General features: G+C 35.8%; 19 protein-coding genes and 1 tRNA gene. 9 read left to right on the top strand and 11 right to left on the bottom strand.

Translation table 11 applies throughout. The annotated features are described in order from the left end of the window. Positions 1-145: 145 nt before the first annotated feature. From ACQUQZ_RS23615 to recG, 3 genes are all read right to left on the bottom strand, one after another. Entirely contained in the window at positions 146-547 is a 402-nt protein-coding gene (locus ACQUQZ_RS23615; RefSeq protein ID WP_435357582.1) for a HEPN domain-containing protein, read from the bottom strand. Beyond that, the gene (locus ACQUQZ_RS23610) at positions 544-867 is read right to left on the bottom strand and encodes a nucleotidyltransferase domain-containing protein (RefSeq protein ID WP_435357581.1); all 324 of its coding nucleotides are present in this window, start codon (positions 865-867) and stop codon (positions 544-546) included. The genes ACQUQZ_RS23615 and ACQUQZ_RS23610 overlap by 4 nt, the downstream gene beginning before the upstream one ends. A 92-nt stretch (positions 868-959) precedes the next feature. Further along, entirely contained in the window at positions 960-3,065 is a 2,106-nt protein-coding gene (gene recG, locus ACQUQZ_RS23605) for an ATP-dependent DNA helicase RecG (RefSeq protein WP_435357580.1), read from the bottom strand. A 90-nt stretch (positions 3,066-3,155) separates the two neighbouring features. On the opposite strand from recG, the gene ACQUQZ_RS23600 reads away from it, so the two are divergent. The 3 genes from ACQUQZ_RS23600 to ACQUQZ_RS23590 all read left to right on the top strand — a co-directional run bounded on the left by ACQUQZ_RS23600 (position 3,156) and on the right by ACQUQZ_RS23590 (position 7,315). Continuing rightward, a tRNA-His gene (locus ACQUQZ_RS23600) sits at positions 3,156-3,232 on the top strand. A gap of 91 nt (positions 3,233-3,323) precedes the next feature. Continuing rightward, complete coding sequence (locus ACQUQZ_RS23595) at positions 3,324-4,370, top strand: energy transducer TonB (protein ID WP_435357579.1); 1,047 nt, start codon at positions 3,324-3,326, stop codon at positions 4,368-4,370. Positions 4,371-4,447: 77 nt separating this feature from the next. After that, on the top strand, positions 4,448-7,315 hold the full coding sequence (locus ACQUQZ_RS23590; protein WP_435357578.1) for a PVC-type heme-binding CxxCH protein: 2,868 nt from the start codon (positions 4,448-4,450) through the stop codon (positions 7,313-7,315). A gap of 62 nt (positions 7,316-7,377) precedes the next feature. Here ACQUQZ_RS23590 and secA read toward each other — a convergent pair whose 3' ends face one another. After that, positions 7,378-10,701 (bottom strand): preprotein translocase subunit SecA, encoded by a 3,324-nt coding sequence (gene secA / locus ACQUQZ_RS23585; protein ID WP_435357577.1) that lies wholly within the window; start codon positions 10,699-10,701, stop codon positions 7,378-7,380. Between the two features lie 357 nt (positions 10,702-11,058). Then, the gene (locus tag ACQUQZ_RS23580; protein WP_435357576.1) at positions 11,059-12,201 is read right to left on the bottom strand and encodes a 2-isopropylmalate synthase; all 1,143 of its coding nucleotides are present in this window, start codon (positions 12,199-12,201) and stop codon (positions 11,059-11,061) included. A 447-nt stretch (positions 12,202-12,648) separates the two neighbouring features. On the opposite strand from ACQUQZ_RS23580, the gene pyk reads away from it, so the two are divergent. Beyond that, a complete protein-coding gene (gene pyk / locus ACQUQZ_RS23575) occupies positions 12,649-14,097 on the top strand; it encodes a pyruvate kinase (RefSeq protein WP_435357575.1) in 1,449 nt (482 codons plus the stop codon). A 91-nt stretch (positions 14,098-14,188) separates the two neighbouring features. On the opposite strand, the gene ACQUQZ_RS23570 is transcribed toward pyk, so the two are convergent. After that, positions 14,189-14,971: a hypothetical protein gene (locus ACQUQZ_RS23570; RefSeq protein WP_435357574.1), complete on the bottom strand. Its 783-nt coding sequence runs from the start codon at positions 14,969-14,971 to the stop codon at positions 14,189-14,191. Positions 14,972-15,161: 190 nt separating this feature from the next. Between ACQUQZ_RS23570 and ACQUQZ_RS23565 the strand changes: the two genes are divergently transcribed. Next, a complete protein-coding gene (locus tag ACQUQZ_RS23565; protein ID WP_435357573.1) occupies positions 15,162-16,529 on the top strand; it encodes an MATE family efflux transporter in 1,368 nt (455 codons plus the stop codon). Positions 16,530-16,595: 66 nt separating this feature from the next. After that, positions 16,596-17,171 carry a ribonuclease HII gene (locus ACQUQZ_RS23560; RefSeq protein WP_435357572.1) on the top strand — a complete coding sequence of 192 codons (576 nt, stop codon included), beginning with the start codon at positions 16,596-16,598 and terminating at the stop codon, positions 17,169-17,171. A gap of 4 nt (positions 17,172-17,175) precedes the next feature. Here the strand turns inward: ACQUQZ_RS23560 and ACQUQZ_RS23555 are convergent, their stop codons facing one another. Next, on the bottom strand, positions 17,176-18,024 hold the full coding sequence (locus ACQUQZ_RS23555; RefSeq protein WP_435357571.1) for a sugar phosphate isomerase/epimerase family protein: 849 nt from the start codon (positions 18,022-18,024) through the stop codon (positions 17,176-17,178). A 209-nt stretch (positions 18,025-18,233) separates the two neighbouring features. Further along, positions 18,234-19,211: an acyl-ACP desaturase gene (locus ACQUQZ_RS23550; RefSeq protein ID WP_435357570.1), complete on the bottom strand. Its 978-nt coding sequence runs from the start codon at positions 19,209-19,211 to the stop codon at positions 18,234-18,236. A gap of 137 nt (positions 19,212-19,348) precedes the next feature. On the opposite strand from ACQUQZ_RS23550, the gene ACQUQZ_RS23545 reads away from it, so the two are divergent. After that, positions 19,349-20,083, top strand: a complete 735-nt coding sequence (locus ACQUQZ_RS23545) for a lysophospholipid acyltransferase family protein (protein ID WP_435357569.1) — start codon at positions 19,349-19,351, stop codon at positions 20,081-20,083. A 50-nt stretch (positions 20,084-20,133) separates the two neighbouring features. Here ACQUQZ_RS23545 and fabD read toward each other — a convergent pair whose 3' ends face one another. The 3 genes from fabD to ACQUQZ_RS23530 form a co-directional block, all read right to left on the bottom strand. Next, on the bottom strand, positions 20,134-21,009 hold the full coding sequence (fabD, locus tag ACQUQZ_RS23540) for an ACP S-malonyltransferase (protein WP_435357568.1): 876 nt from the start codon (positions 21,007-21,009) through the stop codon (positions 20,134-20,136). 250 nt (positions 21,010-21,259) lie between these two features. Next, positions 21,260-21,805, bottom strand: coding sequence for an SPOR domain-containing protein (locus ACQUQZ_RS23535; protein ID WP_435357567.1), 546 nt, complete (start codon positions 21,803-21,805; stop codon positions 21,260-21,262). Positions 21,806-22,021: 216 nt separating this feature from the next. Next, entirely contained in the window at positions 22,022-23,647 is a 1,626-nt protein-coding gene (locus tag ACQUQZ_RS23530) for an NADP-dependent glyceraldehyde-3-phosphate dehydrogenase (protein WP_435357566.1), read from the bottom strand. 219 nt (positions 23,648-23,866) lie between these two features. Here ACQUQZ_RS23530 and ACQUQZ_RS23525 point away from each other — a divergent pair, with 219 nt between their 5' ends. Continuing rightward, the gene (locus tag ACQUQZ_RS23525) at positions 23,867-24,709 is read left to right on the top strand and encodes a 1-acyl-sn-glycerol-3-phosphate acyltransferase (protein ID WP_435357565.1); all 843 of its coding nucleotides are present in this window, start codon (positions 23,867-23,869) and stop codon (positions 24,707-24,709) included. 23 nt (positions 24,710-24,732) lie between these two features. After that, entirely contained in the window at positions 24,733-25,467 is a 735-nt protein-coding gene (locus ACQUQZ_RS23520; RefSeq protein WP_435357564.1) for a ribonuclease H-like domain-containing protein, read from the top strand. The last annotated feature ends 56 nt before the right edge of the window (positions 25,468-25,523 follow it).

Here is a 25,523-nt window from a genome sequence, read left to right as displayed (position 1 = left end):
ATACTTTTTAGAAACCAGAATATATTGTTCAAAGACTGAAAATCAATGTTTGAACGAAGCCGAAACCACCGATTAAGCTTAACTAATTCTACGCCAATTCGTTTCATTACTTCTCAAACTATTAATATGCTGTCTAATCGGTTGATTATATGGTATTAGAGCTTAGTTTTTCAAGATAAATTTTGGTAAACGAATAAAATTCACGAGCATTTTCGAGAAGCAATTCACATTCACCCTCGGAAACATGAGCCTCAATATCATAATCAACAGATTGTCTGTATTCAAATGCTTTACGAAAATTAGAAGAATATTGGATGGAAATACGATTAGTTTTGATAAATAATTCACTGAATTTACTGAATGTTCCTGAATGGGATTTGGTAATAATATTTTCTGAGCGAAGCAAGGCTATAGCATAGTAAAACATTGCATAGTAAGCCCGATTAACTGAAGCTAAAAGAAGATCGTTCTTTAAATTAATATCAGAAGCATGAAGGGTATCTTCGGCACGTTCAAGCCAAAGGTGAGATTCGTAGAGATTGTTCATATTCTGATACCATCTTTTCTTATTTCTTGATATATACTTAGATTAGATTGTTTTAGTTTGAATTCGGGCATTCCAATATAAGTAATAAATTGACCATATTTAATACTCAAATCATTACCTACGTCTGAAACCTTCATTATTTCAGAAGTAGATGTTGTAGCAGGATTTTTCAGAACAACTGCAAAATCAATGTCAGATTCGTCATGAAAATCACCACGAGCATGAGAGCCAAACAAAATCAAATCAGCTAATTCATCACCATAGAGTTTTTCAAGCTCTGCCTTAAACTCTGTTGCAATTTGTTGAACGATTGGAAGCATAGTGCAGAATGTTTTTACAAAAATACAAATAAAATATTCAAAGAGAAAATTGTGAATATGTGGTTGAACGAAGCCGAAACCACCGATTAAACTCAACTAATCCTACTCCAATTCGTTTCATTACTTCTCAAAGTATTAATATGCTGTCTAATCGGTTGATTATCAGCTGATTCTAACTCAGGGTCATTGTCCAAAATCTCCATTACAGCTTCACGAGCATATTTCAAAATCTCACCATCTTTTGCCAGATCAGCCACTTTTAGGTCAAGCATTCCGCTTTGTTGCGTTCCTGCCATATCTCCTGGCCCACGAAGCGATAAATCAACTTCAGAAATCTCAAAACCGTTGTTTGTTCTCACCATTGTATCAATTCTAAGGCGAGTATCCTTGCCTAATTTATGATCAGTCATTAATATGCAATATGATTGCTCTGCTCCACGCCCCACACGTCCACGCAATTGGTGTAATTGCGAAAGCCCAAAGCGATTGGCACTTTCTATCAACATCACTGAGGCATTTGGCACATCAACGCCTACCTCAATAACAGTCGTGGCAACCAAAATCTGCGTTTCTTTATTTTTGAAACGTTGCATTTCGTAGTCTTTTTCTTTCCAACCCATTTTTCCATGCACAATACTCAAAGCATATTCAGGAAATGCCCTCGAAATACTTTCATAACCATCCATCAAGTTTTTAAAAGACAAAGTTTCGGATTCTTCAATCAAAGGATAAACAATATAAACTTGTCGCCCTTTTTGTATTTCACTTCTCAAAAACTCAAAAACTCTGAGGCGGTCAGCGTCATACTTGTGTAGTGTTTTAATAGGTTTTCTACCTGCTGGAAGTTCATCAATGATAGAAATATCTAAATCTCCATAAAGAGTCATCGCCAAAGTTCGAGGAATCGGCGTGGCAGTCATGACTAAAATGTGTGGCCTGAAATTTTGGTTTTTCTCCCATAATTTTGCTCGTTGAGCAACGCCAAAACGGTGTTGTTCATCAATAACACATAAACCTAAGTTCTTAAATTGTACATGGTCTTCAATCAAAGCGTGCGTACCAACAATAATATTGATACTCCCATCAAGCAAGCCCGCATCAATGATTCTGCGTTGTTTTTTACCAACCGAACCTGTTAATTCGACAATTTTGATACCAATCAAATCTGCAAACTTTTTAAGTCCAGTGTAATGTTGGTCAGATAGAATCTCAGTTGGAGCCATTAAACAAGCTTGGGCATCATTATCCATTGCCAAAAGCATCGTGATAAAAGCCACAATTGTTTTACCACTACCCACATCACCTTGCAATAAGCGATTCATTTGCTTACCAGAACGCATATCTTGAAAAATCTCACGAATTACTTTTTTTTGGGCATTGGTCAAATCAAAAGGTAAGTGTTTTTGATAAAACTCTGTCAATAATTGTGTTTTATCAAAAACTTGTCCTGCATAATCTTGCTTTCTAATCAACTTTTGTTTGATTAGACGAAATTGATTATAAAATAATTCTTCAAATTTTAATCTTCGGTTAGCTTGCCTAAGTGCTTCTTGATTGATTGGTAAATGAATATGATAAATGGCTTCTTGCTTAGAGATTAGGCGAAACTTTTGAACCAAAGGAGGGGGCAATGTTTCGTGGATATTTACCACTGCCGATTCAAGCAAAGTTCGCATCCAACGACTAATTTGCTTGCTATCAATATATTTTTTGCGAAGTTTATCGGTGAGAGAATAAACAGGTTGAAAATATCCCCCACGCTCATTTTCAGGAGTAAGGATATCCATTTCAGGGTGCATGATTTGCCATTTACTGCCAAACAAGCTTGGCTTACCATAAATGACATAATCACCTTGCAGTCGAAGGTTTTTCTCCATCCAAGGAATTCCTTGAAACCAAGTTAATTCCATGATGCCAGTGCCGTCGGTAAATTGACCAACTAATCGAGCTTTTGCTCCCTCACCAATTTTTTCCCATGATCGTAGCCGACCTTTGATTTGGGCACCATTCAAACCTTCGTGTAGTTCGCTAATAAGATGAAATTGTGTGCGGTCTTCGTGGCGAAAAGGATAATATTCTATTAAGTCACCAAAAGTAAAGATACCCAATTCTTTATTGAGAATCTCAGCCTTTGAAGGCCCAACACCCTTCAAAAATTCAATTTTGGTGTCAAAAAAAGATGTTCTACGCTCGTTCATGTCAGATATTTAGTGGATTTGGTAAATTTGAGCAATTTTTTTTTGAATGTCAAAGAAAAACAGCTACATTTGCATTCCAAATCGGAAATGGAGGTTGTAGCTCAGTCGGTTAGAGCATCGGTTTGTGGTACCGAGGGTCGTGGGTTCGAGCCCCATCTACCTCCCCAAAATTCATAAAGTCTGTCTTCTTCTGAAGATAGACTTTTTTGTTTTTGCATTTTTTGCTATATTTCGCCCAACATAATATATTCGCAAAAAATGGGCAAGACTCTTCTTCTTTTATTACTCACAACACAAATTTACGCTCAAACACTCAAAGAAAAACTAATAGGAGAGTGGGTTAAAGACGAAATTCGCCTAAAAGATGGTAGTCCCATTTTATTGGAGGAAGTGAAAAATATGCAACTGCGTTATGTTTTTTCAGAAAATGGCGATTTTCTAATCACTATTGATGGCAAATCGGGGAAAAGTTCTTACCAAATAATAGGTGATACCATTCAGGTTGGCAGGTCGACATTTATTCAAATTTTAGAAATAAATGATGTAAAATTAGTTGTTCAAGAAATAACCAAGGACCCTCTCGCACCACCATCAAAGGTTAAAATCTCTTTGATACCAGCACGCATTCATAATTTAGGTTATTTTCCAGAAAAATATCGAACAAAAGGTCAGGATACTATTTTTATTTCAAAGAGAAACTATCTTGAACCGTTTTTTATAGATAATGAAAAATCTGCTGCTCAATTTATTTCTGATAACTTTTATTTTCCTGCCTATAAAGTGGGAGATTTTTATGCCCGATTTATTATAACCAAGTTGGGCGAAATAAAAGGTATTGAGATTTTGAATAGTACAGATGAGAAATATAATAACAAACTCATAGAAGCCATCAAAACAAGCAACGGAAAATGGCTTCCAGCAATATGGGAAGGAAAACCAGTAAATGCAGAAATAAAAATGGGTTTTGACATGGGTTGGTCTGAAAAAAATGCTGCTAAAAGAAAAACAGAAGCATCTAAAGATACAATAGATGCTAATGAGTCGAATTATTATTTATTGCAGGGAAATATGAATGTAGAGCAGAAAAGATATGCAGCGGCAATAAAAAATCTTACCAAAAGCCTTGATTTGGACCCACGAAATATAGATGCTTACTACGCTCGTGCGGCAGTCTATGCTCTCACGAAGGATACGCAAAAAATGTGTGTGGATTTACTTCAACTAAAACATTTAGAACAAGCCAAAGGCACAAAACTTTGGAAGAAGTTTTGCGATTCGAAGAAAGAACCTCAACAAAATAAATGAAACATCGTAACACAAATCTTAATGAAACCCACTTTGTTCTTCTGGACAAGGTGGGTTTACTTTTATAATCAGGTTTTATGAAAAAAAATCTACTAATTGGAGCGGCTTTTGTTATCTCAATGGTACTTACTGCTCTACAAAAGCCCTTAAATGTTGCTTCCACAAATAATGGTTTCTTCTCAGAAGCAGACTCTAATAAATTGTATTGCCCCGATGATATGGAAATTTCATTATGGGCAGAATCTCCAATGTTTTATAATCCAACCAATATTGATGTCGATGCACGTGGAAGAGTGTGGGTGACAGAAGCAGTTAATTATCGAGATTTTAATAATAAACCCGAAACTCGTCTAAACCATGAAAAAGGTGAGCGAGTAATGATTTTAGAAGATACTGACCAAGATGGCAAAGCAGACAAATCAACGGTTTTTGCAGAAGACAAAGAAATGATTTCACCGCTTGGCATCGCTGTGGTGGGTAATAAAGTCTATGTTTCGGCAGCTCCCAATTTATATGTTTTTACTGACGAAAATGGTGATGATAAAGCAGATAAGAAAGAAATTTTTCTGACTGGTTTTGGCGGAAAAGACCACGACCATTCGCTGCATTCAGGTGTGATGACTCCTGACGGACAATTTTTCTTCAATGTTGGAAATGCGGGTCCTCATCATGTAAGAGATAAAGCTGGTTTTACTCTTCGTTCGGGAAGTATTTACACTGGCGGAACACCTTACAACAAAGAAAATCACGGTAATCAATTTTCTGATGATGGACGTGTGTGGGTAGGAGGGATGGCTTTAAAAATAGGAAAAGATGGTAAAGGTTTGAAAGTTTTGGGGCATAATTTCCGAAATTCTTACGAAGTAGCGATGGATTCCTACGGAAATATGTGGCAAAATGATAATGATGACCAAGTGATAGCTTGTCGTACAAGTTTTTTGATGGAAAATGGAAACGCAGGCTATTTTTCATCAGACGGTACTCGAACTTGGCAAGCCGACCGTCGTCCTAATCAAGATATATTTACAGCCTCTTGGCATCAAGAAGATCCTGGTGTTATGCCTGCTTGTGATAATACGGGTGCGGGTTCGCCCACAGGTTTCCATGTTTATGAAGGCGATGCGTTTGGTGAAAAATACCGAGGAATGTTACTTAGTGCGGAGGCAGGTAGGAATGTAATCTTTAATTATTTTCCTACAAAAAAAGGAGCAGGGTTTGAGCTCAATCGCAATGATTTGGTGAGTTCACAAGGTTTAAAATCAAGTGAGAAATATGAATGGTACGAAATAGGAAAAGATACTCGAAAATGGTTTCGTCCATCGGATGTCTGTGCAAGTACCGACGGCTCTATCTTCATAGCCGATTGGTACGATCCAATTGTTGGTGGACACGCCATGCACGACAAAAAAGGTTATGGAAGAATATATAGACTTACACCTAAAGGGAAAAAATTAGTAACGCCTAAAATTGATGTTTCAAGCATAGAAGGACAAATAGAAGCCTTAAAGAATCCTGCACAAAATGTGCGTTATTTAGGCTTTGAGGCTTTATTTTTGGGCGGGCAAAAGTCTATTCCTGTCTTGAAAGTATTACTTTCGTCAGAAAACCCATTTCATAGAGCAAGAGCTATTTGGCTTTTAGCTCAACTTGGCGATGAAGGAAAATCATTTGTTGAAAATCTACTACATTCGAATGATGAAGATATACGTTTGGTAGCTTTTAGAGCTTTACGAGGGCAAAATAGTGTTGTTTTTTTGTGTGAAAAAATGGCATCTGATCAAAATTCTGCTATTCGTCGAGAAGTAGCGATTGCATTGCGAGATATTCCTTTCGAGAATGCTGAAAAAACGATAACGAAAATATTACAAAAATACGATGGCAATGATGATTGGTATTTAGAAGCAATTGGAACGGCCGCCGATCGCAAAGAAGAGCAAGTATATGAATTGGCAAAAACAATCTTCAAAAACGCCAATGATGAGCGTTTAGCAAATATTGCTTGGCGTTTGCACCCAAGCACAGCGATTGAAGATTTAAAGGCAAATGTTATTCATTCATCAAGTGAAAAAAGTCGTTCAAAATCGCTGACGGCATTGGCTTTTATCAAAGATAAAAAAGCTGTTTTAACGATGATAGAATTATCTAAATCGCCAAAGAAAGATGTTTCTACGCAAGCAGTTTGGTGGCTAAACTTCAGAAAAACCAACGAATGGGCAGATTTGATGAATTGGGAAAGTATTTCGACAGAAATCGTTTCATCGGGCATGAAAAAAATGTTGAGTTTGAAAGAAAAGCTAATCAATAAAAACACGCCTGAACAAGAAAAAATAACAATTGCCAAAGAAATGGCAAAAGACCCAGATGGGGGTAATATTTTGGTTGATTTGAAAGCTGGTTACCAAATTAACGATAAAATTGCAAAAGAAATAAGCGAGATTATTTTAAATAATCCTGAGCAAAAAGTGCGAATTTTGGCAAGTCAGTTTTTTCCAAGAAGTGGCACTCCTTTAAAATTAGACTTTATTAATCGCATGGAAGGAAATGTAAAAAAAGGGGAAATAACTTTCACTACATACTGTGCTACTTGCCATAAACATGGCGAAAACGGTAATGAAATAGGTCCAGATTTGACCAATATTCATAAAAAATTTGATAAATTAAGCCTCTTAGATGCTATCATCAACCCTTCGGCAAACATGGTTTTTGGTTTTGAAACATATACCATCAAAACCAAACAAGGGAAATATTACATGGGGTTTCTGATTGGTGATAATGGAAAAAATCTCATAATAAAAGATGCTGCAGGCGAAAAACACGTGGTAAAAGTAGCCGATATTCTGAAAAAAGAAAAAATGGAGAAATCACTAATGCCCGACCCAACTTCTATGGGACTAAAAGAACAAGAGCTTTCAGATTTGAGTAGTTATTTATTGAGTTTCCAATAATAGACAACAAAAAATCCTCGCCATTGACGAGGATTTTTTGTTGTCTATCAAATAATTGAGATTTACTCAACCAAAACGGCTTTTCCTGCAATGACATCATCTTCTACGTGTTTGTATTTTACGTCACGTTTCACGGTTCCGTCTTTGTATTGTACGCTTACACGTTGGTTGCGGTCAGCAATTTTTACATTACGTAAAGGATTTAATCTTGCCGCAGACGACTCTGTGCTTCCACCTTCCTCGGCCGCTTTATTAGTTTGTAATTTTGGCGTTTCTGTTTTTGGTGGAGCTAATTGTTGGAAACGCATCTCTACTACGCCTGCTTTCATCAAGAAGCCAACGGTATCAGCATTTACTTTGTTCAAGAAGTTCTTGAATAACTCAACGGCTTCAAATTTATAAATTAACAATGGGTCTTTTTGTTCGTAAGAAGCATTTTGTACCGATTGTTTTAAGTCATCCATATCACGAAGATGTTCTTTCCATTCTTGGTCAATTACGCTCAACGAAATATGCTTCTCAATTTCTTTTATCAACTCACGGCCATCACTTTCAACAGCAGCTTTCAAATTGCAGTACAAGCCAATATTTTGATTACCATCACCAATAATTGCAATAAAAGGCTCATCAACCAAAGCACGACGGTCTTTCAGTACATTTGCCAAAACAGGCACCATATTCTTACGAATCTCGTCATTTTTGGCCTTATATGCTCGTTCTGCTTGTTGATAAAGCCTATCTATTAGTTTTGGATTTCCTTTTGAGAATTCGCCACGAGTAATTTCGGGTTGAATCGCTAATTTTTGCAAACAACGCAACTCAAACTCATCATAATTACCTTCGGCATTCATCACAATATCACTACAAGTATCGTACATGATATTGGCAATATCAAGCGATAAACGGTCTCCAAAAAGAGCATTTTTACGACGTTTGTAAATGGTATCACGTTGGATATTCATTACATCATCATATTCAATCAAACGTTTACGAGTACCAAAGTTATTCTCTTCCACTTTCTTTTGAGCTCTTTCGATAGAGTTCGTAATCATTGAGTGTTGAATCACCTCGCCTTCTTCCATGCCCATTTTGTCCATGACAGAAGCAATACGGTCAGAACCAAACAAACGCATCAATTGGTCTTCAAGTGAAACAAAGAATTGCGAAGTACCAGGGTCTCCTTGACGACCAGCACGACCACGCAACTGACGGTCAACACGACGAGAATCGTGACGTTCAGTACCAATAATTGCTAAACCACCAGCAGATTTACTTTCTTCTGTTAGTTTAATGTCAGTTCCACGACCAGCCATGTTGGTTGCAATTGTTACAGTACCTGATTTTCCTGCTTCAGCAACGATGTCTGCCTCACGAGCATGTTGTTTCGCATTCAAAACTTGATGTTGAACTTTGCGAAGCGTAAGCATTCTACTCAAAATTTCTGAATTTTCAACCGAAGTTGTACCAACCAACACTGGGCGACCAATACTTACCAATTCTGTGATTTCGTCAACAACAGCATTATATTTTTCACGAACAGTCTTATAAACCTTATCTTCTTGGTCATTTCTAATAATGTTTCTATTTGTTGGAATCGTCACAACGTCTAACTTATAGATTTTCCAGAACTCACCAGCTTCAGTTTCAGCAGTACCCGTCATACCAGCTAATTTATGGTACATACGGAAATAGTTTTGAAGTGTAATAGTAGCATACGTTTGTGTCGAATCTTCTACTTTAACGTTCTCTTTTGCTTCAACAGCTTGGTGTAAACCATCTGACCAACGACGGCCGTCCATGATACGACCAGTTTGCTCATCTACAATCAATACTTTGTTGTCCATTACAACGTATTCAACGTCTTTTTCAAACAAAGTATAAGCCTTCAAAAGTTGGTTTACTGCGTGAATTCGTTCGGCTTTAGTTGAATAATCACGAATCAATTCATCTTTCTTGACAATTTTCTCCTGCTCATTCAATGCTGTTGATTTGGCAATTGCTGCTAAATCAACACCTAAATCAGGCATAACAAAGAAACTATGGTCTTCACTTTCACCTGTCAAGAAGTCAATACCTTTATCAGTAAGTTCAATTGAGTTATTTTTTTCATCAATCGTAAAATAAAGCGGTGCATCGGCTTCTGGCATTAATTTTTGATTTTCTGCCAAATAGATAGCCTCTGTTTCTTGCAAAATCGCTTTCATTCCAAACTCCGAAAGATATTTAATCAAAGGCTTATTTTTAGGTAAACCTCTGAACGCACGGAATAAAGCCAATCCACCATCTTTTTTATTTCCTGCGGCGATTAATTTTTTAGCTTCGTTCAAATAACCATTTGTCAGTGTTTTTTGTACCTCAACAATGCGTTGAATACGTGGCTTTAATGATAAAAACAATTCTTCATCGCCAGTACGAGCCATTGGTCCACTAATAATCAAAGGAGTACGAGCATCATCAATCAAAACTGAGTCAACCTCATCGACCATTGCGTAATGGTGTTCACGTTGCACGAGTTCTTCAGGGTCATTCACCATGTTATCACGAAGGTAATCGAAACCAAACTCATTATTTGTACCATAGCTGATACCTGCACGATATGCCTCACGGCGAGCAGCGGTATTGGCAGGGTATTTATCAATACACTCACAAGTAATGCCATTAAACTCAAAAATTGGCCCCATCCACTCAGAGTCACGACGAGCCAAATAATCATTAACAGTTACAATATGTACGCCTTTTCCTGCCAAAGCATTTAAGAAGGCTGGGAAAGTTGCCACCAAGGTTTTACCTTCACCCGTAGCCATTTCAGAAATCTTGCCTTTGTGCAAGGCAGCACCACCAATGATTTGAACATCGTAATGAACCATGTTCCAAGTCATCAGGTTTCCTGCGGCCACCCATTGGTTTTGCCAAATGGCTTTATCGCCCTCAATGGTAATATGAGATTTTTTCATCGCTAACTCACGGTCGAGGTGAGTGGCTGTAACGGTGATAGATGAGTTTTCAGAAAAACGACGAGCGGTTTCTTTAACAATCGCAAAAGCTTTTGGAAGAATTTCTAATAAAACAACCTCTAATTCTTTATTTCTCTCAAGTTTGAGAGCGTCAATTTGTTTAAAGGCAATCTCTTTTTCATCGACTTGCATATCAGGATTTTCGTCAATTCCTGCTCTCAAGGTATCAATTTGATTATCAATATGTGACAGCCTTTGTGCAATATAATCTTGGAGTTCTTTAGTTTTTGCTCTAAACTCGTCGTGTGAAAGGTTAGCAAGTTTAGCAAACTCATCATTAGTGAGTTTTACGTAAGGTTGTAGCTCCTTATTATCTTTTTCAGACTTTGTTCCAAAAATCTGTGTAATTCCTTTTGTTAAAAAATTAAGCATTTTATATGTTTTGTTCGTTAATTCTTGATTTTAATGAATCTTTCTTTTATCAAATACCTCACCAAATAGATAAAACCTGACAATTTGTCAATTTTTTAGTAACTGATTATCAAGTATTTTTATTTTTAAGACCACAAATTTAATCTTTTATGGTAGTTTAATAACAACAAATGTGCGGGAATATTACTTAAAGTCAAATAGAAGATTTGATGAAAGGCTTTTTTTGTAGAAAAAACGGATTGTTTTTGGTGGAAAATTTTATAGAAAAGCTCAAAAAACTATAAAAAAATAATGAATTAAGAGTAAAAGCATGAAAACGCCATCATTCTTAATTCATTATTTTTAATTCTTAATTCATTACGCTCGCATCAACTTCACTAAATCTTTGTCGTTTACCTCTTTGATTTCATCGGCTAATGTCAAGAAACGTTTGTAGGTATCATCTAAAATAGGCTTTTCGAGTTTAAAGCCAAGCATTTCGAGGCGATGTTTTAACGCATGGCGACCACTTCTTGCGGTTAAAACAATCGAAGATTTTGGCACACCTACTTCTTGTGGACTAATAATCTCATAAGTATCTGTATGTTTCAAGAAACCATCTTGGTGAATACCTGACGAGTGAGCAAAAGCATTTCTTCCAACAATTGCTTTATTTGCTTGCACTTGCATACGCATGGTTTGAGAAACCAAATTGCTCATCGGAAATAAGCGTGTACTTTCAATATCTGTATGATAGCCAAGTGATTTGTGTACTTTCAAAATCATCGCTACTTCTTCCAAAGAAGTATTTCCTGCACGCTCTCCAATACCATTGATTGTAACCTCTACTTGTCTTGCTCCTGCTCTGATACCTGCAATTGTATTAGCAGTGGCCATACCTAAATCATTATGATTGTGCATCGAAAGAATCGCTTTATCGACATTTGGCACATTATTCATTAAATATGAAATCCTGTCAAACATTTCATTTGGTAAAACGTAACCAGTTGTATCAGGTAAATTCACAACAGTTGCTCCTGCTTTAATAACATTTTCGGTCAATCGAGCTAAAAACTCTAAATCGGCACGGCCAGCATCTTCTGCATAAAACTCTACGTCATCAACCAAGTTTCGTGCATGTTTTACAGCATCAATAGCTTGCTCAATAATGGCTTCTCGATTACTATTAAATTTATGTTTGATATGAATATCAGATGCACCAATACCTGTATGAATACGTGGGCGTTTGGCAAATTTGAGAGCTTCACCCGCCGAATCAATATCGCCTTTGATAGCACGTGACAATGCACAAACGGTTGGCTCTGTAACAGCTTTTGAAACTTCAACAACTGAGCGAAAATCGCCAGGGCTTGAAATCGGAAAACCAGCTTCAATAATATCAACACCGAGTTTTTCGAGTTCTCTGGCAATCATTACTTTTTCTTCGGTTGTCAATTGACAACCTGGAACTTGCTCACCATCTCGTAAGGTGGTATCGAAAACATAAATTTTTTGGCTCATTTTGAATGAGATTTATAGTTAAGTGAGTATTGTGTCATGCTAGTTTCACTAAAAAGCCCTTTCTTAGCAAGGCAAGAAAGGGCTTTTGTATATACAAAATCTCCATTTCTCACACCAAAGGGTTGAGTAGCAGGAGAAGTGAAATTGCGATTGACGAATGTTTCAATGGTTTTGTTATTTTACAAGGGTACAAATTTAGCAGAATATTTTTTTTAGGCAAAAAGTTCTTAATTTTTTTTTCATTTATTTAAAAAAGTAGTGATATTGGTATATGTGTAAAAATTCAAAAAAATACCCTATAAAGTATTGTATATCAGTATCTTAGGTATGAGTAAAACAAAAATTGTTAATAAAAATTTGCATGATCAAAATACTTTATTCGGCAATTCTCATAAATTTTAGTATTTTTGCGTGATTCCTAAGCCCAAGAAAATTTTTATTTCAGGTATGCAAAGAAAAACCAAAATTGTAGCAACAGTCGGTCCAGCGTCCGAAAGTGAAGAAATGTTATTAGCATTAGCAAAAGCTGGTGTGAATGTTTTTCGATTAAACTTTTCGCATGGGACACACGCCGACCACCAAATCAGAATTAATCGTATTCGTAAAATTAATGAGGAATATGGTTATCAGTGTGCCATTTTACAAGATTTACAAGGCCCAAAAATTAGAATAGGCTTAATGGAAAGTGGCAACGATGGCGTTGAAATTTTTGCAGGTAATATATTAAGATTTGCAAGTGATGATATTGTCGGAAATGCTGAAAGAGTAAGCACGCCTTATAAAGGAATGTATAATGACGTTCAAGTTGGCGAACGCATTTTGATGGATGATGGTAAGTTAGAAGTAAAAGTTATAGGCAAAGATGGCACTGACGTCATCACGGAAGTAGTTTATGGCGGACTTTTAAAACAAAAGAAAGGTGTAAATTTACCAAATACAAATATTTCACAGCCATCTGTTACAGATAAAGACTGGGAAGATTTGAAATTTGGCTTGGAAAATGATGTAGATTGGGTTGCGTTGTCATTTGTTCGTACTCCCGAAGAAATTCAAGAAATTCAAAAATATATCAAAGAGCAAGGTAAACTCGCCAAAGTAATCGCCAAGGTAGAAAAGCCAGAGGCCATTATCAACATGGAAGCAATCGTAAATGCCAGTGATGCAATTATGGTAGCTCGTGGAGATTTGGGCGTTGAACTTCCTTCAGAAGATGTACCAATGATTCAAAAGCGTTTAGTTGAAATGTCAAATTTAGCAGCTAAACCTGTTATTGTGGCAACACAAATGCTTGAAAGTATGATTGATAGCCCTCGCCCGACACGTGCGGAAGTGGGCGATGTAGCTAATGCAGTACTTGACGGTGCTGACGCTGTAATGCTAAGTGCAGAAAGTGCTTCGGGTAAATACCCAATTTTGGCTGTTGAAACGATGGTTAATACAATCGTGAAAGTTGAAGAATTGGCTGATGAGAAAAAACTATACTTCCGCCATCATACACGTGTAACAGAAGATAGTTACAAGTCACATGAAAAAGAAAATGATAATGTAGTAATGACTGCTTGTCGTTTGGCTCGTGACTTGAAAGTAAAAGCCATTATTGGTATTACAAACTCTGGTTATACAGCTTTTAGATTATCTCATCACCGTCCAAAAGCAAGTTTGTTTATTTTTACAGGAAATAAACAACTAGCAACACAATTGAGCCTTTATTCTGGTGTACAAGTATTTATCATTGATGAAATAAAAGGTAAGAACGTAGAGGAAGTGGTTGATACAATTAAAGACTTTTTGGTAGAAAAAGGCGAACTTCAGAGCGGTGATTTATTTATTAATACACTAAGCTTGCCACTACAAAGAAATAATAGAACCAATACTATTAAATTGAGTAGGGTTTAAAAGCCCCCAGCCCCTAAAGGGGAGTAAAAAACTCATATTACTATCATAAAAAAGACTTTTTCTCGTAAGAAAAAGTCTTTTTATTTTTTAATCACTTTTTAGATACTGAAGGTTTCCGCACTAAAAGCACTAAAGGAGAACCATGATGATAGACGGGTTTTTCGTCAGCGTCATTTATTTGTTTCAATTCAAAAACTGTAATTGAATCTCCTTTTGATCGAAATCCATATTGATCTGATTTTTCTTTATTTCCAAAGAAAATAACATCTCCATCTTCATTAGCAGCACAATCTCCGTTGACACAAACAGTGTAATTTTGGTATTTATCCCAACCTTTAAGATTACCAAATTTATCAAAAACAATGTTTTTTTGTGTAGAAAGATTTTCAAACATGTCCCAATTACCTTCAAAAAGAACTTTGTTAATAGCAGAAGGGAATGCCACTTGTGGTGTATAACTTTTATCAATCAAGCTGCTATCAACACGAACAAATCTGAAAACTCTGTTTAGTGCCTTATCGGTAAAAAACAAGGTTTTATCAATTGGCGAATAAATAATTTCGGTTTGCTCATCATTGTTTAGTTTTAAACGAAGGGTATCACCAGCTCGTTTAATCGGTAAATTTGAAAACTCCACTTGTCCATTAAAAACGAATATAGAATCACCATTTTTTGGGTCAAAAACTAACTCTGTCGCATAAAAAGACAAGTTTTCGGCCACTTGTTGAGGAGAATGACTGTTTTGCAACGCTTCCAAATACTCTTTATTTAACCAATGTCCGTAAAGATTCGTTGGTGTTTTTTCTTTGATAGTAGAATCACAGGCAGCAAGTATAAATCCAATAATAATAATAGAGAAAAGGTGTTTTTTCATAGAAAATAGTGTAAATGTGTAGCAAAGTTAAAAATCTTCGACTATGATTAAAATGATTTACAAGATTTACGGAATCGAATAGGGCTTTTATCACCAATAGTTTAAATAGGAATAGCGATGATAACATTTTCTAATTAAAATTTAAGACCTTTGTGAGGCAAAATCACAAATAAAAAACACGAAACATAGAATGCCTATTTTTTCAAAGGTTTACGAAGACGAAATCAAGAAAACATTTTCGCTTGCTCTCCCGATTGTCGTGGCACAATTGGGTGTTATTTTGATGGGTGTTACTGATAATATAATGGTGGGGCGATATATTGGAAAAATTGGACTGGGAGCATCGGGAATTGCTAATTCTATTGCTTTTCTGATTTCTTCTATTGGAATAGGAGGGCTTTCGATTGTTGCACCATTGATTTCTAAGGCAAAAGCAGAGCGTAATATTCCTGAAATTAATCGACTTTTTAGGGCAGGAATGAAGGTATCATTGTTATTTGGGTTCATTTTAGGTTTGATAGGCTTCATCTGTATATATTTCTTTGATGTTTTTCAACAATCAGCTGAAATTAATCGCCAAGCACCATCTTTTATGGCAATTATTATTGTTTCAAATGTTTTTATGTTTGTTTTTGCCGCTGCAAAACAGCTTTCAGATGGACTTTCTCGCACTTATGTAGCGATGATGATTACAGTAATGGGCCTAATTATGAATTTAGTGTTTAATATTCTTTTGATTAATGGCTATTTAGGATTTCCAAAATTAGGCTTAGATGGTTCGGCAGCTTCGACGCTCATTACTCGAATTCTGATGATGCTTGCAATGTTGATGTATCTTTACAAAAATAAGACATTTTCAAAATACCTAAAAAGTAAATACAACTCCTTGAAAACCAAAGACTTAGTGGTAAATATACTCAAAATAGGTGTACCAAGTGGCTTACAATTTTTCTTTGAAATTGCCGCTTTTTCATTGGCGGTTATTATGATGGGATGGCTTGGAGAAAATCAATTAGCGGCTCACCAAATAGCTATTAATGTTGCTGCCACAACCTACATGATGGCGGCAGGTTTGGGTGTTGCGGGAGGAATAAGAGTGGGCGAGGGTAGGGGACTAAAAAGTACTACTAAAATTAGGATTTCGGCAAATGTTGCATTCCTTTTGGTTATTGCATTTATGTCAACAATGATGCTACTTCTTTTTGTTTTCAATCGTTTTGTGGTTGAATTATATATTTCAGATGTTGATGTAATAAAAATTGCCATCAAATTGATGGTAATTGCGGCAGTTTTTCAGCTATCAGACGGTATTCAGGTTGTTTCATTGGGTGTTTTGCGTGGAATTTCAGATGTAAATATTCCAACTTGGATAACAATGTTTGCTTATTGGGGTGTGGCATTACCTTTGGGATATTTTTTGGCTTTTCCAATGAAATTAGATGCGATTGGCGTTTGGATTGGTCTTTTGGCTGGACTTACCGCTTCAGCAATTTTATTAACACTACGTTTTTATCATCTGATAAAGAAAATGAAAAAGGTTGATTATGTTCATTCATAAGATTGCTGCTTTCTGGTAAAACTGCGAATTATTACATTCACTCATTCAAAACTCACTCATTGTTCCATGCTCCGTTCTTATTACAATATAGATGCCATAGAAGCAGGTCTTGATGAAGCAGGTCGAGGTTGTTTGGCTGGGCCTGTTGTAGCGGCAGCGGTTATTTTGCCAAAAGATTATACCCACACTTTGCTCAATGATTCGAAACAACTGAACAAACAAGAACGACTTATTTTACGAGAAGAAATAAAAAAAGATGCTTTGGCTTATGCCGTTGCCGAGGCATCGCACGAAGAGATAGATAAAATAAATATTTTAAAAGCGAGTTTTTTGGCAATGCACCGAGCGGTTGAAAAATTAGTGCTTCGACCAGAGCATTTGCTCATAGATGGCAATCGTTTTACGCCTTACCCACTTATTCCCCATACTTGTATTGTGAAAGGAGATGCCAAATTTTTATCTATTGCTGCTGCATCTATTCTTGCCAAAACATATCGAGATGATTTGATGGAAAGATTAGCATTAGAATTCCCCCATTATAAATGGCATCAAAATGCTGGTTATCCAACACCATTTCACAAAAAAGCGATAAAAGAGCATGGTTTTACGCCCTTTCATCGCCTTACTTTCAAAAGTGATTAACTCCTTAGAATTGTAATCCTTTTAAATATGTTGCATCGCTTGCCATACTTTCGATTGGCCCAATAGGATATTGCTCTTGTTCAACCAAGAAATATTTGATTCCACTGTCTTTGGCTGCCCTTAATAATGCTTTGTAGTCAATTATTCCAGTTGCAAGGTCAGTTTGCTTAGGTTTTGGATCTTTGGTTTCGAGCTGTTTGATATGACAAAGTTCATAACGTTTGCCATATTGTTTCAAATGCTCAATGCTATTTTCACCAGCGGCTTCGCTCCAACACATATCCAACTCAAAACAAACCAAAGATGGGTCGGTATTTTCAAGTAAAATCTTTTGTCCTTTTACACCATTGGCATTTTGGAAAGAATAAGAGTGATTGTGATAGCCATAACGTAAACCATGTTTTTTACAAAGCTCTCCATTTTTAGTAAAAGCTTCTGCTTTTTGTTTCCAAGCATCAGCCGAAGGCTGCATACCAATCGCTGGGCAAATGATATAGCTTAAACCAGCAGCGGCACATTTGGCAATCATTTCCTCGTTGGTATCTGGTAAACCAAGATGTGTACTTACCATTTCTACATTAAGATCACGGAAATAACTCTTTGCTTCTTTTGGTGACATTCCCCAAAGTGGATCTTTTGAGTAGCTTTCAAAGTAATCATACCCCATTTCTGCCAATTGTCTCATATACTCTTTCGGGTTTTTGGGAAGTATATCACGAATACTATATAACTGACAGCCAAACTTTTTGAGTGTTCCACGGTGTGTTCCTTTGGCTTCCAAATCTGTTGAAATAAATGCCAAAGCGGCCAACGATGCCGATTGTTGGAGAAAATTTCTTCTGTTGATTATCATGGTTTTGTATAGGTTGAAATAAAAAGATAGAGCAATTTAACAAAATGAAAGATAAAAATAAAAAAATGCGACAACCGGATAAAAAACGTAGTTATTCGCATACAATTATAGGGTAAAATGAATAATTCTATTCTAATAATTCTCATAAAAAAGGGTAGTACTTGTCATTGTTTCGACAAATACTACCCTATAATTAAAACAATACTTTCTTATGAAATCCAGCTAAATTGATATTCTAAATCTGGAATTTTAGTTCTTTCAGCCACTCTTTTTAAGCGAGCTGGTAAAGCCATCATATAATCTCTTGCTTTTTCGCCTGCATCATTTAGATTTTGAATGCTGTCAATTTTCCAATCTTTTAATAAAGATTCCATGATTTCGATATAATCATACGTTGTATAAACGCCCAAGCGTTGTGCCGCATCAGAAAAATGAGAAAAAGTTTGACCAATTTTCACACCCGATTCACGTAAGAAATGAGCAGGCATTACAATCTTTTTCTTCATCATATCTTCAAAGGCGAGCATCATACCATTAGGGTCAACTTCAAAAATATGGCTTACAAAAGTTTTATAAGCTCTTGCATGACGCATTTCATCAGCAGCAATTACACCACAAATCTTCGCTAAAGGCACATTACCATACTCTTTTGATAATTTTGCAGTATTTCGGTGCGAAATATTGGTTGCCAATTCTTGAAATGATGTGTAAACAAAATTTCTATATGGGTCTCTTCCTGTACCAATATCAAAACCATCTGCAATAAGATATTGAGTTGAAGTTTCCATTTGTCGCATATTGACTCTTCCAGACAAATACAAAAATTTATTGAGTAAATCGCCATGTCTGTTTTCTTCGGCAGTCCAAGCACGCACCCATTTTGCCCAGCCATTTGGTTCATCAACTTGGTCAACACCAATGACATCAATCAACCAAGATTCGTAAGTTGGAAGAGCCTCTTCCGTAATTGTATCACCAATTAAAACAGCAATGTAATCGTAAGGAAGTTCTTTGGCATTTTCTTGAAGATTACGAACTTCACTTAGAAAGTTGTCATTAGTTGAATCTGGCAAAAAATCAGATGGCTGCCAGTTAGTTTCGATAGGTCTTAGGAATTCGTCAACAAAAGTATCAATTTTTTGTCCAACAAACTTCATCACCTCTAATCTCAAATTGGATAATTCCATGATAGTATTTTTTTAGGATTATTTATTTCAAAATACGCTGCAAGGTAATTCTTATTTAGGTAAAAATAAGTAGAATATTAGTTTTTTTATGAAAATTGCTCAGTTTTTGACTAATTTTGCATAAAAAACAATACCCCGTGAAAAAGATTCTTGACTATATTCTTAGTAGTGTGTATTTAGTCTATTTTGGACTATTATTAGTTGTATTTCATGCAATTCAAGTAGTAGCATTTAATGTTTTTGGTAGAAATACCCAACAAAAAGTGGTTTTCGCCCTCAATTTTATGATTACCTATGGGTGGTATCTCACAGGAACGACCGTTAAATTTCGTCAATTATTTGAGCTCCCAACCAACCGACCAATCATTTTTATAGCTAATCATCAAAGCACATTTGATATTCCTGCAATTTATTGGTTTTTACGTAAATATAAACCTGTTTTTGTTTCAAAAATTGAATTAGCAAAAGGTATTCCAAGTATTTCTTATAATTTACACAAAAGTAATGCTGCACTTATTGATCGTAAAGATGGAAAACAAGCTGTTTCAGAAATTTTGAGGTTGAGTAAGTTTATACATGAAAACAATTATTCAGCAGTTATTTTTCCAGAAGGGACTCGGTCTCGTTCAGGTATCATGAAACCATTTGCAGCGGGGGGAATTGCCGCTTTGATAAAAAAAGCTCCTAATGCACTTATTGTGCCGATTGCCATTCAAGGAAATAATTTATTTGACCCTAATAAAGGACTATTTCCACTGGTATCTTTCTCAAAACTTTCATGGACAGTGCTTGAAGGTATTGAGCCAAAAGGAAAAAGTGCTGATGAAATTGCACAACAGGCACAAGAAGCGATTCAAAAGATTTTGGGGTAGCTTTGTAAAACCTGCAAGGTCTTTTCAGACCTTACAGGTTTTTGTTGAGATTAAACACCAGCAGTCTCTATTTCAGGCGGAGCGATTTTCTTAACTAAGCCTTGTAAAACTTTTCCAGGCCCACACTCTACAAATTTTGTTGCTCCGTCAGCGACCATGTTTTGCACTGATTGTGTCCAACGAACAGGAGCAGTCAATTGAGCAATAAGGTTGGCTTTGATCGTTGCTACATCGCTCGAAGGCTGGGCATTCACATTTTGATAAATTGGACAAGTTGGCGTTGAAAATGTTGTATTTTCAATGGCTTTAGCCAATTCTTCACGAGCAGGCTCCATCAAAGGTGAGTGAAATGCTCCCCCAACAGGCAAAATCAAGGCTCTCTTTGCACCCGCTGCTTTTAATTGCTCACAAGCCTCTGTTACTGCCTCAATACTTCCTGAAATTACTAATTGACCAGGGCAATTGTAATTCGCAGCAACAACAACTCCATCAATGCCCGCACAAATATCTTCCACAACTTTATCATCAAGATTTAAAATCGCTGCCATTGTTGAAGGGTTAATTTCACAGGCACGTTGCATAGCGTCAGCACGTTGAGAAACTAATTTTAAACCATCTTCAAATGACAATGCACCTGCTGCTACTAAGGCAGAAAACTCACCCAAAGAATGACCAGCCACCATATCAGGTTTGAAGTTTTCTATGGTTGAAGCCAAAATAACCGAATGAAGAAAAATAGCTGGTTGCGTAACATTGGTTTGTTTGAGCTCTTCGTCTGAACCCTCAAACATTACTTTTGTAATCTCAAAACCTAAAATTTCATTGGCTTTTTCGAATAATTGGCGAGCAGAATCAGAACTTTCGTATAGATTTTTACCCATTCCACTAAATTGAGCCCCTTGTCCAGGGAAAACGTAAGCTGTCATATTATCAGTTATCAGTAAACAATTATCAATTATCAGTAAATTACTTTTACCAATAGTTGTTTGCCAATATTGGCGTATTTATCTATTTTTTTAAAAAAGGTAACTTTAAGGAGAATGACGAATTTGGATTTACGAATGACGAACATAAAGTGCTTATTATCAAGTGTTTATAAGGTTTCAAATTTAAACAAATTAGTTATTTTACTTAAATAAATCATTTTTTATTCACTCATTCGCACATTTTCTCATTTTATTTCATTTGCATACTTTTACGAATATCTATTTTTTCAGAGATGATCATTGCCATAGAATATCGCTGTCTGATTGAAGAATAGTATCGTTCAGCTTCTAATCTGGAAGTAAAATCGCCCGTTTTCAACTTATATGTTGGTTGGCTAAATGTAAGATATGTACTTAATTCAGGAAAGTTTTGGTAGATATAAGACTTTGCTTCATCAACCTCTTTACGGTCGTTCCCAACAAAAACCTGAATTCTATAACCAGAAGAATAGCGAACTGTTTTATTGCGGACAGCAATAGAATCAAGAGCTGTATCAACCTCATTATTAACTTGTTTAGGGAGTTTTATAGCCGAGGATGATTTCTCCTTAGTATTTTTTGTTTCAGTTATTTCAGTAGATGGGCGATTGTCATACCGAACCCGAACAGTTGAAAGATCTTCATCATAATCACCAATTACATTTGTGGTATTTTGGGTTTGAATACCTGGGCGTTTACAATCAAGGAAAGTAAACGTAAGAAAAATAAACAATATTACTTTTGAGAAAAAATTCATCAAGGTATTAATTAGGTTTTATAGGATTAATCTTCTACAAAACGAGTTTTATAGGTAAAACACCATCAAAATTAAAAAAATATTCTCTCTTTTCGACAAAAGTCTTTAAAAAGTGTTCAAACAAAACGCAATACACTTCATTTTCGATAAAAAGCTTGAGTGTATTATTGGTTAAAACTAACAAAAAAGTCCTCGTTAATTAACGAGGACTTTGATTTAGAAGATATATTTAGTGGAAAGAAAATGCGAACTATGTTCTTCCACAATCTCATTAAAAATCTTTTTATTGGCATCCGTATCTTTGGTTGCTACAACTGTTCGTATGGAAAATGCTCTTAAAGCATCTTCTACCGAAAGCGTCCCTTCGGCCGAATCTTTTCTTCCTGTGAATGGAAAAGTATCTGGCCCACGCTGACATTGGGCATTGATATTTACTCTACTTACTTGATTTACTAAAGGATCTATTAAGTGAGCAATTTGGTCAGGGTTTGTACCAAAAATACTAATCTGCTGTCCGTGTGAAGAATTGATAATGTATTGTATCGGCTCTTCTACATCATCGAATGGTACAACTGGCACTAATGGCCCAAACTGTTCTTCACTATAAACCTTCATTTTTTCATTAACAGGGTACAAAACTGCGGGATAAAAGAATGAATTCACAAGGGTACCTCCACCTTCGTTCATGACTTCTGCTCCATTTGCTTTGGCATCAGCAATACATTCTGCTAAATAAGTTGGTTTATTAGGTTCAGGCAAAGGCGTTAAATTTACGCCAGCTTCCCAAGGCATTCCAAACTTTAATTTTTCGATTTCCTCGGTAAATCTGTTCAAGAATTTTTTAGCAATCGAACGATGTACCCATATAATTTTGATAGCCGTACAACGTTGCCCATTGAAGGAAAGCGAGCCGAGAATACATTCTTTTACTGCTAATTCAACATCTGCATTTTTCAGTACAATTGCGGCATTTTTAGCATCTAAACCTAAAACCGCTCTTAAACGATTCAATTTTGGGTGCATTTTTTTCAAATCATTCGCAACTTTGCTCGACCCAATCAATGTTAATACATTTATCTTTCCTGACTGCATCAATGGTGGAACAACCACAGCCCCACGACCGTAAATAGTATTTACTACTCCTTTTGGAAAACATTCTTGAAAAGCTTTCAACAAAGGATAATGCAAAAGCGTACCATGTTTTGGTGGTTTAAAAAGAATGGTATTTCCCATTAAAATAGCAGGAATAAGCGTACAGAAAGTTTCATTCAAAGGATAATTGAATGGTCCCATACATAGCACAACTCCCAAAGGCGAGCGACGAATTTGTCCAATGATTCCTTGTTCAATTTTGAAACGAGAAGAATTACGGTCAATATCTTTCAAACAATCAATAGTATCATAAATATATTCGATTGTGCGGTCAAATTCTTTAATAGAATCAGCTAAAGATTTGCCAATTTCGTACATCAATAAATTGACGATTTCGGTCTTTTTTTCCAACATTTTTTTGAGAAAAAGCTCCATACACGCAATACGTTCGGTTACGCTCATGGTTGGCCATTCGCCACGCCCATTATCGTAGGCTTTGATTGCCGCCTCAAGGGCTTCCATTGCCTCAGCAACATCAGTAATCGGATGGCTACCAATGATTTTACTGGTAAAAGTTTCGCCATCTTTTACATAAATTGGCGAAAAAACATCTTGTGTTGCACCAGTCCATTGACGCATTTCACCTCCAACCAAATATTCTTTTTGGTGAATGGGTTGAATTTGGTACACTTCAGGAATTTGACTTTCTTCGGGGAAGATAGCCGTAATTTTTTCTTGTAGATTAGTCATGCTCATTATCTTAGAATCAGTTTTGTTTTATTGTAAAACAGAAACGAAATTACAGAGAGCAATAGGAAAACCAAAGGAAATTTGGTTTTGTTTTACTTTTTCAGCAGAAAACTACAAATTTTTGTTAAACAAATGCTAAAAAGCAAAATCTGTTTGGAAGGGTAAATATTTCTTCGGATTTTTGAATGAAAAAATACAGACACTTAAACTGCTTAAATTTTGCTTTATTATACCTTACGTCCTTTTGTTACATTCGTTCTCAAGCTTTTTATCAAAAATATTTCGATTAGTGGCTTAGAAAATATCCCAAAATCAGGGGCTGTTATGCTGGCTTCTACACATGCCAATTCATTTTTTGATGCTATTTTACTTTGTTGTACCATCGACCGTCGAGTTTGGTCATTGGCAAGAGGGGATGTTTTTAAGAAAAGTTGGGCAAAAAAAATCCTAACAAGCCTTTTTATGCTACCTGTTTATCGCCTTTCGGAAGGAAAAGAGCATTTGGGAGATAATGATGAAACATTCAATCGGTGCATAGAACTTTTTCAAAAAGGTGAAGTTGTGTTGATTTTTTCGGAAGGTATTTGTGTCAATCAAACTAAACTTTTGCCATTGAAAAAAGGTACTGCTCGTTTGGCTCAAAAAGCTTGGCGTGATGGTATGGAATTAACAGTTGTTCCTGTCGCTATTTCATACGATACAATTCTTGATTTTGGAAAAAAAATAAACTTGAATATTGGAAAAACAATCATAAAAAACGACTTTCCTACAATTGGCGAAGATGGGTTTTTCTTAAAAACCTTCAATGATTTATTGACGGACAAAATGAACATTTTGATTGATAGGACATTTCCTAAAGTAAGTTTTATAAAGAGCTTATTATTTTCAATCAGCTCAATTATTAACTTTCCAGCGAATAAATTGGCCTGTTTTATTTCAAAAAAGCTCACTAAAGGGGTTGTTTTTTTTGATTCTATCGCTTTAGGTTTATTGATTTTTCTATTGCCCATATATTGGTTATTACTTATATACGTTATTTGTTTTATAGATAAATTATTTTAACATTCACACCCACACAAACTTTCATGGAAGATTCTTTTATCAAACAACTAAAAAACATTCTCTTCATCGACATCGAAACGGTGTCGCAAGTATCTGATTTTGAATTATTGGACGAACGTTTGCAAAAGCTTTGGCTCAAAAAAGCAGCTTATTTGCAGAATAGTGATAATCTATCTGATGCAGCGTTTTACCTCAAAAAAGCAGCGATTTATGCCGAGTTTGGAAAAATTATATGTATCGGCATTGGTGGAATAATTTTTGATGAAGAAAATAAACCATCGCTTCGTGTAAAAATGGTTGGTGGGGATAATGAAGCAGAAGTATTGACGGAATTTAAGAAAATTATAGAAAAGCACAAAGCAGGAAGTAATCTGATGCTGTGTGCTCATAATGGTAAGGAATTTGATTTTGCATACATTTGTCGCCGAATGTTGGTAAATGGTATTAGTTTACCCAAAGTTCTGCAATTTGCAGGAAAAAAACCATGGGAAATCAACCATCTTGATACACTCGATTTGTGGAAATTTGGTGATTATAAACATTATACCGCATTAGATTTATTGGCCGCAATTTTCGATATTCCAAGCAGTAAGAATGATATTAGTGGCGACCAAGTGAATAATGTGTATTATCTTGAAAATGATAGAGCAAAAATCGAACGTTATTGTGCGGCTGATGTAGTAGTTTTGACACAATTATATATGAAAATGAATAATTGTGCGTTAATAGAAGAAGAAAATATAGAAATTAGGTTATAATTTAATGCAGAAACGGATTAGGAAATCCGTTGTACAGGGTCAATATTTATTCAAAA

Origin of the sequence: Emticicia sp. SJ17W-69 (assembly GCF_051209875.1) — a bacterium.
In the GTDB taxonomy this organism is placed as follows: Bacteria; Bacteroidota; Bacteroidia; order Cytophagales; family Spirosomataceae; genus Emticicia.
Note: the sequence above shows the minus strand (reverse complement) of the source record. Positions and strands in the feature narration are given on the sequence as shown.